Here is a 12,579-nt window from a genome sequence, read left to right as displayed (position 1 = left end):
ACGTTGTTGTTGTTCAAAGGTTTCCTGTTTAGTTTTATTTTACAACGTTTCCTTCAGTATCAATTTTCACGTGAATCTCGTCGTTTCCTTGTTCCAATTCGAAGATATATAGTTTGCTTCCGTCTGCGCTTTCTTTGTAGTCGATGTCATCAATTTCATAAGTGGCATAATCCCGGATAATCGTGCTCATCACGTTTGCAGGGACATCTTTACGTTTCACGTCCCAAGAGGTATATAACCATTCATTGGAACTGTTGAAGTGTACTTCTTTCACGATGTTTTCGTGCTTGATATCAATTTCGGTGATTCCTTTTTCAACCTCGATTTCCAAGATCACGGCCCCCGGGTATTGGGTGTTGATCGCGGTTTTCAAAACTTCGGGAACGGTTACGGGATGGTGATTATCGTCATTATCCGTGTCTTCGATTGTTTTCACGAGAGTTCCGTCTTCTGCATAATACAAGTCAAATTCTTGTTTGCCTTTTTCGACTTCAATCACGTATACGGTTTCGAGTTCAACTCTTTCGAGCATGTCCACGTCGTCAATTCTCCAATCTTTGTATTCCGACTCGTTGAATGAGGTTTGTATGGCTTGCGGTAGATCATTGAAAAGGATGTCGCTTTCGGTCATCACCCATTCTCCTTTGGCATTGATCCATGCTTCTTTCTCGATGTTGTCCAGATAGAAGTCTGCCACGTAATGATCGTATTTTAATTCCCATTCAACTCGTTGTGCGTTCGGGTATTTTTCCTGCAATACGTTCACGATTTTTTCATCCGGGGTGTAGTTGTCGTCATTGTCATCATCACAGCCTGTAAAAGCAAAACTTGCTAACAATAAAGAGGCGAAAATGGTCATTCTTGTTTTCATTGCTTATCAATTTTAGTGTTCTTATTTATTCTTTGTTTCAATTTCTGAGTACAAAGTAAAGGGGGGATTTTGGAAAGATCTTGGAATTTTAAATTTTAGATTTTAAATTTCAAATTGAAAAATAAAGATTGTGAGATTTCGGATTTCGTGATTCGGTGAATAAGAAACGGTGGGCTTGTGGGTGGAAATCTCCCAAGCACTGAATTCTTCAATTTAAAATCGTAAATTAAAGTGATGTTTCCCGTCGAAAGAGTAGGTGATACGAAAGTTATAGAGTTTCGTGATACTTTGAACGATGGCGAGTCCGAGACCGGTGGATTCGCTTTTTTTATTGTCGGCTTGATAGAAACGGGTGAAAAGACGATTCTGGTCAAGAGTGAGTCCGTCCGTGCTGTTAGTGAACGAGATCCCGGCGGATTGTATGCGAATAGTGATGCTTCCCTCGTTGGGTGTGTGTATCATGGCATTTTTCAGCAAGTTCGTGACCAGTATATTGGCCAGTGATTCGTTCATGCGTACTTTACATACGGCTGTTTCTTCTACCTCGATTTGCAGGTTTTTATGCTCGTATATTTCTTGAAAGTCTTCGACCAGTTCTTTGATGATCGGGTTGAGTTCAATTTCTTTCACCTCATGGAATTGACCGTTCTCGATGCGGGAAAGGAGAAGCAGTGATTTGTTGAGTTTCACGATACGGCCCAAGTTTCGGTGGATATCCTCTATTTCTTGTAATTGTTCTTCCGAGCAATCCGGTCGTTCGGCCAGTAATTCCAGTTTATTCCGACAAATGGCTAACGGGGTTTGGAGTTCATGAGAAGCGTTTTCTATGAATTGTTTCTGTTGGGAATACAGTTCCTCGTTCCGTCGAGTCATCTTAAGAATGGTTTCATTGAGCTTGCGAAATTCTTTTACCTTCGTGGGGTTCTCTAACGGGGGATTCTTTCCGCCCAGAGTGAAATCATTTAACCAGTTCAAAAGTTTATAAAAAGGGGCCAGGCTTTTTTTGAAGACAATTTCCGAGACTATCAGGATACAGATTAATAAGGTAAAATATAGAATCACGATCCATTGCAACATGGCTTCGATCATATCATCCTGTTCCAACGTGGAGATCATGACGGTTAATTCGTAAAACTTTTTGTCCTGTCCCCGGAAGGCGGTTTTTAATACCCGTACGGGGTCAAATTCGTATTCTGTTTCGTAGAAACGGGTGGAGTCGAAATATCTTTCCTTGTAACGGACTGCCTGGGGTTCGGAAATCTCTTTGATGAAGTATTGACTCATCAAATCGTTGTGATTGTCAAGGGCAGCCGTGTCCCTTAGCACTTGTTGGATGATAAGGTTTTTATAGTTTTCGAGACTATCATCCGTTTCATCCAGAATCTCGTCCAGTATGCTAAAATAGAAAAAGCCCGCCCATATCGAGAGGATAATGATCATCACGATCGAGAGTTTGCTTAGCGTGTGGTGGATGAGTTTCATGCTTCGGGTATCGTCATTAATTTATACCCGAACCCGTACACGGCTTTTATTTCCGGTATGGCTTCGGCGGTTTTCATTTTCTTGCGCAGGTTCTTGACCTGCGAGTAGATAAAATCCAGACTGTCGGCCTGGTCGATATTGTCGCCCCATACCGATTCGGCAAGAGTGGTTTTATTGATCAACCGGTTGGGATTGGTCACGAAATAGTAGAGTAAATCGAACTCCTTACGGTTGAGTTTTAATTCTTCACCGTTGATGAACACGGTGTGATTGTCGGGATAGACGATGAGGTTTTCGATTTCGATTTTAATGTCCCCGTCGCTTTGGTGACGCCGGATAACCGATTTAACCCGGGCATGTAGTTCTGCCAGGTGGAAGGGTTTTGCCAGGTAATCGTCGGCACCTAAATCCAAGCCGGTTACTTTGTCTTCGATAGAATCTTTTGCCGACACAATGATCACGCTTTCCCGCTTGCGTAATTTTTTCAGTTCTTCCAGGATGGAAAGTCCACTTCCTCCGGGGAGCATGATATCCAATAGGATACAGTCGTAGTCGTAATCATTGATTTTTTGTAGTGCTGATGGGTAATCGACAGCCGTTTCCACGACAAAACGTTCCTTTTCGAGTGATCGGGTCATCACTTCTCGCAAGTCTTTTTCGTCTTCAATGATTAGTATTTTCATGGCATATTAATTTTCTACTACGCAAAAATAGGAATTTATTCTGGAAAGAATCTGGAATAACAAACCTATATCTCAATTCAAATCATATACTGTAAAAAGAAATGTTCGGAAAAATTAGTACCTAATGATATTCGAGGTCTCTATTAGTACCACATCTGAATAATTCTCCTATATTTGCTGCGATGTAAAGAAGTGGTGTATGAAGGATAAAGATATATTTTCAAATATCCCGGCAGATTGCGTGGCGTGGCTGTTTGTCGGGGTGGGAGTTATTTTGCTGATTGGTGCGATTCGGAGATGGGAATGGGTGCTGCAGATGCAGGGAACCCGTCCGTTCGGGTCTCTTTATCGGTTAGGACATATATGGGGAGAGAAGGGGTATCGTGTCGGGATGATACTAATCTCTGTTTGTATTATAGCTTGTGGGTTCGTGTTGTTTTTTCTGATGAGGCAATAATTTAAATGATATGATATGGAATATTCAGGTATTGAAGCATTGATGCAACAAATCAGGGATTGGGCTGAGGAGGAGGATTACGATGCAATCATTGAAGTACTCCCGGAACTAGAAACTCCTGGACAATATTATGAGGCGGTGTTAAGTATCGCTTATGCTTATTTGAATCAGGAAATGTATGAAGATGCAGAGGAGTGGTTGCGTAAAGTGGAGGAGCAAGGGTGCATGAGTGGGGTGTGGAATTATCGGTTGGCTGTAGCGTTGATGCATCAGATGAAGTTGGATGACGCGTTGCCGTATGCCAAGAACGCGACACGGGTAGAGGCTGATTATCCTTGGGGGTGGTTGGTGTACAGTAAATTGCTATATGGCAAAGAAAAGACCGAGGAGGCATTACAGGCGGCGAGAAAAGGGTTGGAGTTAACATCGGGTGATAAAGAATTCGTTTCGTTGATTGAAGATATGTCTAACGCTTTGTCTTTTGCCGAGGTCACGGGAATAGACTTGAATAACGGGGATACAGAAAACGGGGAAAGAAGGGGCGGAACGTTTTGCGGATCCGTGTTGTTGAATACGGTAAATGTTGATATGGAGAGGATCATGTATGACTTGAAGGAGGATTGGGGCATCGTGTCAACAGAGGCTCCGGGGGAACAAGTTAATTATGATCCCGACGAGGAGGGGACGACAAAAGTATTTTATGTCGGGGATACACTCGTGGCAATTAGTCTTATGCCGGTGAAAGTACCGGATAATGAAGCAGAGTATTTTGCCGGAACGAATTATATGTGGCCCGAAGCGGTAGAAATCACGAAAACGCATAAAGCGCACTTGTTGGTAGCTGTTTTACCTCGTGAATTGACCCCGGTGGAAGCGGGTAAGTTATACGTGAAAGTGGTTGCCGCTTGTTTGAAGCAGCCCAATGCGATTGGTGTTTATACGTCGGGAACGGTGTTCCAGCCTGAATTTTATATCGAGGTGGCAGATATGATGCGAGAGGACGAGGAGGCTTTGCCGCTACTCGATTGGGTTTACGTGGGATTATACCAGAATGAGGAGGGGAACAACGTGTATACGTATGGTATGACGGCTTTCGGGAAGGATGAAATGGAGATATTGGGAAGCAAACAAGAGTTGAGCGACTTGCAGGGATTCATGTTTGAGATTGCTTGTTATGTTATCGGGTCGGGGGTGACTTTGCGGGATGGTGAAACGATCGGTTTCAGCGAAGAACAGAAGTTGCCGATAGCACGTACCGAGGGGATTTCCGTTGAAGGAATGAGTTTGAAAATCACGTGTTAGCATTCAAGGAACTCGGTTAACCGGATTTATTGCGTGAATACGATAACAAAGAATGAAGAAGAGAAGAGGATTAAGAAAATATTACCGGAAATTGGAGCGGCTCAACGAGTTTTCGTCCGGTGAGAATTGGTTGACTTATGTTCACGATGCAGATGATTGGTTCAATTACGCTCATCTTCATTTTGACTGGGAGGGGTACGGTGATTTGTACTGGAAAGAGCGTCGAGCGCATTTGGACGCCTTGTTTCGTCATTACGAAATGCTTGCCGAGGCGTGTCTGCACGTGGAAAGGGCTTTACAGGTTTTTGCTATCATCCACGAGTTTGACAGCGGTTCGGATGCTTTATATTTGCATTCTCCCAATCCAACGGCTGACAATTATCCTTTACGATCGAATAATATTGAGACGTGTACTTTTACGAGTAAAAATCTGGTCGAATATTTAGGGGCATTAAAAATGAGAGGGTATACCGTTTTGTACGCCCCTCCGGGGAGTCGTTATTCGGACTGTATAGTTTTTAGGGATTCGGTGTGTGATAATCATTTAATAAAGAAATAATATTTGGAAGATCATGAATAAAGACCTTTTTTGGCAAATAATAGAACAAGCCGGGATTTCGAAAGGAAATTCAATTGGAGAGGGAATCCGTTTGATTCAAGGGACTTTGGAACAGTACTCGGTGGAGGACATCGTCAAATTTCAAATCCTGTTTGATGCTTATAAAGAGGCTGCCGATTACGGGTTGATCATGGGGCTTGCCAGTATATTGATGGGATGTACCAGTTATGACGAGTGTGTGGATGTTTTTGATTATTTTCTGGATGTCATCGTTTTCTACGGGAAAGAATGTTACCTGAAAACTCTGGAAGATCCGGATTCTTTCGTGGAAGTGCTGACTGCCGAGGAACAGGAGGAATATGATGTGGAGGCCTTGAATTGTCTTGCCAACGCTCCTTTCGTGACTAAATGTCCGGAAAGGGAATTTAGGGGGAAATACGAGAGTTTGATACTGAATGATCTTGAAAAGAGGCAGTTGTTGAAAGAGATCGTTTATTCCCCTCATATCAGTAAGAATTGGGATGAGGTGGATGAACTTGAAGACGTGTTGCCCCGTCTGTTTCAGGTTATTGACGGTGAAGAGTGATCAGCTGTTAACCTGGCCGGGGTGGAGACGGGAGAGAACGTGACATGCGAGTGGCTGGAATGATGGAACGAGCCTATGTCGGGCCATGTTAGCGAGTAATGGGCAGATTATAAAGATGATACTTTCGATAAATCTTAAAAAAACAGATAAAAAAGTGCATGATAATTTGGGTATGAAAAAAACAATGCCCAAATTCGCACCGCGAAAAAGAGAACATATTTAAATTCCTCATCGGAGGGGATTATAATAATAATTATAGTGCCGGATAAGATGAATGGTAGAGATCATTCAACTTGTCCGGTATTTTTATTCATGGGAAAAGGAATTTAATAAAATTGGAATAATAGAGCGATAGAACTTTATGAAAGAGTTAGATTTGACACAAGGAAGCGTACCGAAAGTGCTGTTACAATTTGCAGTACCTTTTTTAATAGCGAATGCACTTCAGGCTCTTTACGGGGGAGCCGATCTCTTCGTCGTGGGACAATACGATGATTCGGCCAGCGTGGCAGCCGTGGCAATCGGTAGTCAGGTGATGCAGACGATCACGGGAATCATTCTCGGAATTACAACGGGGACAACTGTGTTGATCGCCATTGCTACCGGGGCAAAAGATAACCGGCAAGTGGCTTCAACGATCGGTTCTTCGGTGTGGTTGTTTTCTATTGTCGGTGTGATCCTGACCTTGGTTATGACGTTTTTCCACGGGCAGATCGCCGTGCTCATGCATACTCCCGTGGAGGCTATGGCCGACACGAAAAGTTATATTTTGATCTGCTCGATAGGAATCCTTTTTATCGTGGGGTATAACGTCGTGTGCGGTATATTGCGGGGGCTGGGTGATTCGAAAACGCCGCTTTATTTCGTGGCGTTGGCCTGTATGATTAATATCGTGCTTGATTTCGTACTGATCGGGTATTTTCACATGGGACCCACCGGAGCCGCTGTTGCTACCGTGACGGCACAAGGGGTTAGTTTCGCAACGGCCCTTTGTTTTTTGTATCGGCGGGGTTTTCATTTCGAATTCACCCGGCATGATATCCGGTTGAGTCGCGTGCTGTCCCGTAAAGTCTTGGTCTTGGGGGCGCCTATTGCTTTGCAGGATGCGTTGGTGAATGTTTCGTTTTTGATTATCACGGTTATCGTCAACCAGATGGGAGTAATCGCCTCGGCGTCTTTGGGAGTGGTGGAAAAAATTATCGTCTTTGCGATGTTACCTCCGATGGCGGTGTCGTCAGCGGTGGCAACGATGACGGCCCAGAATTACGGTGCGGGACTTGTTGATCGGATGAATAAATGTCTCTATTCCGGCATCGCGATGGCGCTTGTGTTTGGTGTTGCGTTCTGCGTGTACTCGCAATTTCTGCCGGAAACACTCACGGCGTTTTTTACCAAGGATCCGGCGGTAGTGGCGATGGCGGCGGAGTATATGCGGGGATACAGTATTGATTGTATTCTTGTCAGTTTCGTGTTTTGTTTCAACTCCTATTTCAGCGGGCAGGGTAATTCCATATTTCCGATGATACACAGTATGATCACTACTTTTTTATTCCGGATCCCATTATCATATTTGTTCAGCCGGATAGATCCTTCTTCTTTGTTTATCATGGGATTCGCTCCGCCTCTTTCAACCGTGGTTTCGTTGTTGATATGTATATGGTATCTGCGATATTCCCAACGGCGATATCGAGAGAGTGTCTAGTAAGTCTATTTATATAGAACTACCATCCCTAACCCCTCCTTACACGGGAGGGGGAAACGCTTGGTTATCAACTCTCCCCCTATGTAAGGGGGAGCTGGAGGGGGTAGTTGTTTTGTAGAAAAAGGACTTGTTAGACACATCCTCTTTAGTCAAAAGTTTATAAGGTCTATGCCCCGGCGGGGCGTTTTATTCACGGTAGCCTGAGCTGATACATTCTGCTTTATGTTGATTCTCGGTTTTTATTTTTATATTTGCGTTTGGTAAATCTTTGGAACGGGATGTGTACGACATGGAAAGTGATGATGTGCTAATGGGATTAAAGCGTCGGGAAGAGTCTGCCTTGGCAATTCTTTTCGATATGTACTACGAGAAGCTGTATCTTTTCGCCGAGAAGTACATCTATGATTCAGACAAGGCGCATGATATCGTGCAGGACGTGTTCCTGAGGATATGGGAGACTGCCGAGCGTCTGGTTCTGAAATCTTCAATTCAACACTATCTTTTCGCTTCCGTTCGTAACGGTTGCCTGAATTACTTGAAAAGTCTCCAGATCGAGGATCGCAATAACCGCAAGTATGTCGAAGCTTACATCGAGTCCCAGAATGTTGACATGGTAGAGGATGAGGAGTTGCTTGTCAAAATCCGGCAAGTGCTGGACGAACTACCGGACAAGTGTCGGGAAGTGTGTTTACTGCGTTTCGTGGAGGGATACAAGTATAGCGAGATTGCCGCATCGCTGGCTATGAACGAGAACACCGTGAAAGCTCAGTTGCATCGCGGCATGGAACGTTTGAGGCAAGCCTTCTCCGGTTACGATTATGTCGTGGTGCTCTGTGCTTTGGGACGGTTGTTCATGGAACGGTGAGGTTATTCCGTTTCGGGCCGTTCGATATTCACGAATGCTGTATCGGACGTGTTTGTTTTCAGTGAGGATATGGCAAACGTGTAGCCCAGTAAATTTGCCGGGGTAAACTCCTCGGGCAGACTGATTGCCTTTTCACCCGGATTTCCTCGTTTCCCCAGCGGGTAGATGGCGGTATCTTTTTCTTTCGTGTCAAGAAGAGCAATATACAAGTCGTCTTCGTCTTTGGCTATCGGTGATAAAGGTTGCCGGAACCATTTCACGAGAAGGGAGCGGTCTGCCCCCTGAAAGCTGACTTGCACGTTAGGGGGAATTAGTTTTCCTGCCGAACAAACCACTTGTTCGAGTAATACGGTTGCTTCAAGCGTGGTTTCGTCAATTTCTACGGTTTTCTGGTTATGCTTGATAAACGCTCTTCGAGCTTGCGACCACGAATCCCTGGGAAATCCCACGATAGCTGTCTGGCAAAACGTGTCTGCCAGTTGGGTCAGGATTTTGAACCGGAGTTGTTGCACGCATTGGGATTCCGATTTCTTTTTCCTTTTGAAAACGATCTTTGCTCTCACCACGTTTTTCTTTTTGTATTTGTATAGCGTGATGTTTCCCACGGAGCCAGAAGCTCCTTCCAAGATGGAAGAGTTGAATATAGCCATATTTTCGGGTTAAAAGTGAAAGTTGAAATAAACACTCTCCGAGAACAGGTCTCGGTCTTCATTGGCGAAGAAACAATAAACGTGTACGTTCCTGACATCGGAGCGATCCACGGAGAACGTCGCTTCCCCGTCTTGTCGGGTAGCTCCGGTGTTCGTGATGATCTCGACCCGGAAGGGTTCGTCTTCGTAAATCACGGCTGCGATCAGTTGATCTTTGCCCCGGCGTTGTAACATCCACGGGGCGGCCTCCCACGTGAGAGAACAGGTCCCGGCGGGGGAGGGCTGTTGTTTCATCCCGAACGGGATTTGTAATGTTCCCACGCAAAGGGTTAATTGCGTGAAATCACCCACGTTGTAATTATCCCCGAAGGCTTTGATGTTCTTTTTCACGAAATAGTTGTAACCGGAGGAAATTTTGTTCCGAAGCGCATCCGAACGCCATGAATCGACTAGAAACGTGTGTTTGATTGATTGAAAAAGGGTCACGACCGAAGTCATGCGCGAGTTTTGTACTTCACGTGTCGGGGAGCCCGCATTCCCGTCATACGAAGGTTTTTTTCTCCCGTAGGTTTCACCTCTCATTTGGTAGATGATCATGTTTTTGTAAGTCCCGTTAGCATCTTTGAATATGCCTGATTTGAAATGTACCATATATCAATATTAAATATTACTTAATGCCTTCTCGTTCGTTCCCACTTGTTATTTTATAAACTTTCTAAAGGTACATCTGAAAAGAGCTTTTGTCAAGTTAAATAAACGTAAAACCCACTAAAATGGCGGCGAAATGGCGGCTAGGTGGCGGTTAAGTGTAGGCTAAGTCTGTCAATAATCAGGTAATTCTCGGGCAATAGTCGGTCAAAAAGGATGTTTTCTGGATGCGGAGGAGTTTTTTTCCAAGGAACGTGCTTTCGCTTTGTTCGGACAGGTTGCGCTAGATGACCGTAAATGAGGAGATAGAGGTCCTGTTGGAAAATAAATGGGAGTTTGGGGATGTGATTATGCATCGGTGGCGGTCAGGTTGAGTGAAAAGTGTTGAGCGTGTGAAATAAATACAGTTTCTTGTCTGCCGTTCGGGAAAAAATCATAACTTTGTAATTAAAGAATAGAATATTATGGAACAAGAGGATAGGTACATTCGTTTTGATTGGGCGGTTAAAAGATTACTGCGTCAGAAAGCTAATTTCGGGGTTCTGGAGGGATTCCTCACGGTGCTGTTGGGCGAGAAGGTGAAAATTATAGAATTGCTTGAAAGCGAGAGTAACCAGATGGCGATTGATGATAAATTCAACCGGGTGGATATTAAAGCTAAAGACAGTAAGGGTGAGATTATTATCGTGGAAATACAGAATACTCGAGAGTTGTACTATCTGGAACGTATTCTTTACGGGGTGGCAAAGGCTATTACCGAACATATTTCATTGGGAAATCGGTATTGTGAAGTGAAGAAAATCTATTCCATAAGTATTTTGTATTTCGATATCGGCAAGGGTAATGATTACTTATATCATGGGCAGAATTCTTTCACGGGTGTACACACGGGCGACCGGTTGGAAGTGACCACACGTGAGAAAGATGTTATCGTGCATAAGCTTCCGGCGGAGATATTCCCTGAATATTTCCTGATTCGGGTGAACGAGTTTAATAAAGTGGCGGTGACGCCGCTTGAAGAATGGATAGAATATCTTAAAACTGGTATTATCCGTTCGGATACGAAGGCTCCCGGGTTGGAAGAAGCTCGTGAAAAACTGGCTTATTTTAATATGAGTAAGGAGGAACGTTATGCTTACGACGAGCATATTAATGCTATGATGATTCAGAATGACGTGTTGGATGGGGCAAAGTTGGAAGGAAGAATAGAAGGAAGAATGGAGGGAAGAATAGAAGGACTTGCGGAAGGTCGTGAGGAAGGTCGTGAAGAAGGTCGTGAAGAAGGGGAAAGAAATAAACAACTGGAAGTTGCCCGTAACTTGAAGGATATAGGACTTTCGGTCGAGATGATTATGAAGGGAACAGGTCTTTCCAAGGAAGAGATAGAAAAATTGTAATGGGTTATTATAACTCCGATAGGCATTTTTACCGGGTCATTTTTTGATCCGGTTTTATTTTTGAAAAAAACTGACCGTATTTTGAAAAATAATTGATTTTCTTGTAAACATTTCGGGAGAGGAGTTTGTCTTTATAGTGATTTCGGGAAAGAAATAGATGAAATGATTATGAAGAAAGAAGATATACATATTGATTGGGAGATTATCTCGAAGAGTTTTCGGGGGGATTTGTTATCGGATGAGCGGGTGAAGTTGGAAGAGTGGTTACAGGTTTCCGGCAGGCATCGAGAATTTTACGAACGAGCGAAGCGTGGAGGTGAGACTGATCCGTGGGAGGGGGTGGGACGGGCTGTTCTGAACAGTAAGAAAGAGGAGATGATGCGGAAAGCCCGGGAGATTAAAAATGTTCGGGTGCGCCGGATACAATTGCGGTATTTGTGGTATGCTGCGGCTGCCGTGTTACCTTTGGTGATAGCTGTTAGCATGTGGATGAATACGAGCCGGGAGATGTCCGGGTCGGTTGTGGCTGAAAGAGTACAACCCGGTAGCGGGCGTGTTGTGCTGGAGTTGAATGACGGGCGAACATATTTTTTGGATACGACTCGTGTCGTGGAGACCGGGATCGAGGGGAGTTTGGCAAAAGCGGAACGGAAATCACTGGTGTACGAGAAACGGGAAACGGAAGAATTGATATATAATAAAGTGACGGTTCCCCGGGCTGGAGAATACGCCCTGACTCTTTCCGACGGGACGCGGGTGTGGTTGAATTCTGACACGGAAATCCGTTACCCGGTGGCTTTTAGCGGGAAGCAAAGGATCGTGTTTTTGACGGGTGAGGCTTATTTCGAGGTGACAAAAGATTCAACCCGTCCTTTCCGCGTGGTGGTGAACGATATGGAGGTGAAGGTTTACGGGACTTCGTTCAACGTGAACACGCATTACCGGGGAACGGTACAGACGGCTTTGGTCGAGGGGAAGGTTGGTATCCGGGTGAAATCGACGGGTGAGGAATTTTTGTTGAAACCGAATCAGGTGGCGAAATTTGACGTGCAAGGTAAGGACGTGGAGGTGAGTGACGTGGATACATACTATTACACGGCTTGGCGGGTTGGGGAGTTCGTGTTCCAAAACGAGACGATCGAGGAGATTATGGATCGTTTGTGTTTGTGGTATGACACGGAGGTTTTCTATGCTAATGATGACGTGAAGGGCAAACGATTCACGGGTGTTATAGCCCGGTTCACGGATGTGGCGGATGTGCTTCATCTGATCGGGGAGACGGCTACCGTCCGGTTTAATTTGAAGGGAAATACGATCACGGTAAGTGATTCAAGATAAAACCGTAAGTTGTTGACGCAACCTACGGTTTGATAACGG

General features: G+C 44.5%; 13 protein-coding genes. 8 read left to right on the top strand and 5 right to left on the bottom strand.

What is annotated here, in order from left to right:
- Positions 1 to 34: 34 nt before the first annotated feature.
- From DWW52_RS18005 to DWW52_RS17995, 3 genes are all read right to left on the bottom strand, one after another.
- Complete coding sequence (locus DWW52_RS18005; RefSeq protein WP_233556978.1) at positions 35 to 871, bottom strand: PepSY-like domain-containing protein; 837 nt, start codon at positions 869 to 871, stop codon at positions 35 to 37.
- Between the two features lie 213 nt (positions 872 to 1,084).
- The gene (locus DWW52_RS18000) at positions 1,085 to 2,353 is read right to left on the bottom strand and encodes a HAMP domain-containing sensor histidine kinase (protein WP_118716985.1); all 1,269 of its coding nucleotides are present in this window, start codon (positions 2,351 to 2,353) and stop codon (positions 1,085 to 1,087) included.
- A complete protein-coding gene (locus DWW52_RS17995; RefSeq protein ID WP_118716983.1) occupies positions 2,350 to 3,036 on the bottom strand; it encodes a response regulator transcription factor in 687 nt (228 codons plus the stop codon). The genes DWW52_RS18000 and DWW52_RS17995 overlap by 4 nt, the downstream gene beginning before the upstream one ends.
- 199 nt (positions 3,037 to 3,235) lie before the next feature.
- Here DWW52_RS17995 and DWW52_RS17990 point away from each other — a divergent pair, with 199 nt between their 5' ends.
- From DWW52_RS17990 to DWW52_RS17965, 6 genes are all read left to right on the top strand, one after another.
- Complete coding sequence (locus DWW52_RS17990) at positions 3,236 to 3,493, top strand: immunity 17 family protein (RefSeq protein ID WP_118716981.1); 258 nt, start codon at positions 3,236 to 3,238, stop codon at positions 3,491 to 3,493.
- Positions 3,494 to 3,508: 15 nt separating this feature from the next.
- A complete protein-coding gene (locus tag DWW52_RS17985) occupies positions 3,509 to 4,795 on the top strand; it encodes a DUF4261 domain-containing protein (RefSeq protein WP_233556977.1) in 1,287 nt (428 codons plus the stop codon).
- A 52-nt stretch (positions 4,796 to 4,847) separates the two neighbouring features.
- Positions 4,848 to 5,354: a hypothetical protein gene (locus tag DWW52_RS17980; protein WP_118716979.1), complete on the top strand. Its 507-nt coding sequence runs from the start codon at positions 4,848 to 4,850 to the stop codon at positions 5,352 to 5,354.
- A 13-nt stretch (positions 5,355 to 5,367) separates the two neighbouring features.
- Positions 5,368 to 5,940, top strand: coding sequence for a DUF4240 domain-containing protein (locus tag DWW52_RS17975; protein ID WP_118716977.1), 573 nt, complete (start codon positions 5,368 to 5,370; stop codon positions 5,938 to 5,940).
- Positions 5,941 to 6,301: 361 nt separating this feature from the next.
- Positions 6,302 to 7,642, top strand: a complete 1,341-nt coding sequence (locus tag DWW52_RS17970; protein WP_118716975.1) for an MATE family efflux transporter — start codon at positions 6,302 to 6,304, stop codon at positions 7,640 to 7,642.
- Between the two features lie 268 nt (positions 7,643 to 7,910).
- A complete protein-coding gene (locus tag DWW52_RS17965) occupies positions 7,911 to 8,507 on the top strand; it encodes an RNA polymerase sigma factor (protein WP_118716973.1) in 597 nt (198 codons plus the stop codon).
- A gap of 2 nt (positions 8,508 to 8,509) precedes the next feature.
- Here DWW52_RS17965 and DWW52_RS17960 read toward each other — a convergent pair whose 3' ends face one another.
- Both DWW52_RS17960 and DWW52_RS17955 read right to left on the bottom strand, forming a co-directional pair.
- Positions 8,510 to 9,157 (bottom strand): hypothetical protein, encoded by a 648-nt coding sequence (locus DWW52_RS17960; RefSeq protein WP_118716971.1) that lies wholly within the window; start codon positions 9,155 to 9,157, stop codon positions 8,510 to 8,512.
- Between the two features lie 9 nt (positions 9,158 to 9,166).
- Positions 9,167 to 9,808, bottom strand: coding sequence for a DUF6266 family protein (locus tag DWW52_RS17955; protein WP_118716969.1), 642 nt, complete (start codon positions 9,806 to 9,808; stop codon positions 9,167 to 9,169).
- Positions 9,809 to 10,269: 461 nt separating this feature from the next.
- Here DWW52_RS17955 and DWW52_RS17950 point away from each other — a divergent pair, with 461 nt between their 5' ends.
- Positions 10,270 to 11,202: an Rpn family recombination-promoting nuclease/putative transposase gene (locus DWW52_RS17950; protein WP_118716967.1), complete on the top strand. Its 933-nt coding sequence runs from the start codon at positions 10,270 to 10,272 to the stop codon at positions 11,200 to 11,202.
- Positions 11,203 to 11,370: 168 nt separating this feature from the next.
- A complete protein-coding gene (locus DWW52_RS17945; RefSeq protein ID WP_158582658.1) occupies positions 11,371 to 12,540 on the top strand; it encodes a FecR family protein in 1,170 nt (389 codons plus the stop codon).
- Positions 12,541 to 12,579 lie beyond the last annotated feature (39 nt).

Origin of the sequence: Odoribacter sp. AF15-53, assembly GCF_003479425.1 — a bacterium.
GTDB lineage: Bacteria > Bacteroidota > Bacteroidia > Bacteroidales > Marinifilaceae > Butyricimonas.
The sequence above is the reverse complement of the archived record's forward strand: the minus strand, read 5'-3'. Positions and strand labels throughout refer to the sequence as shown.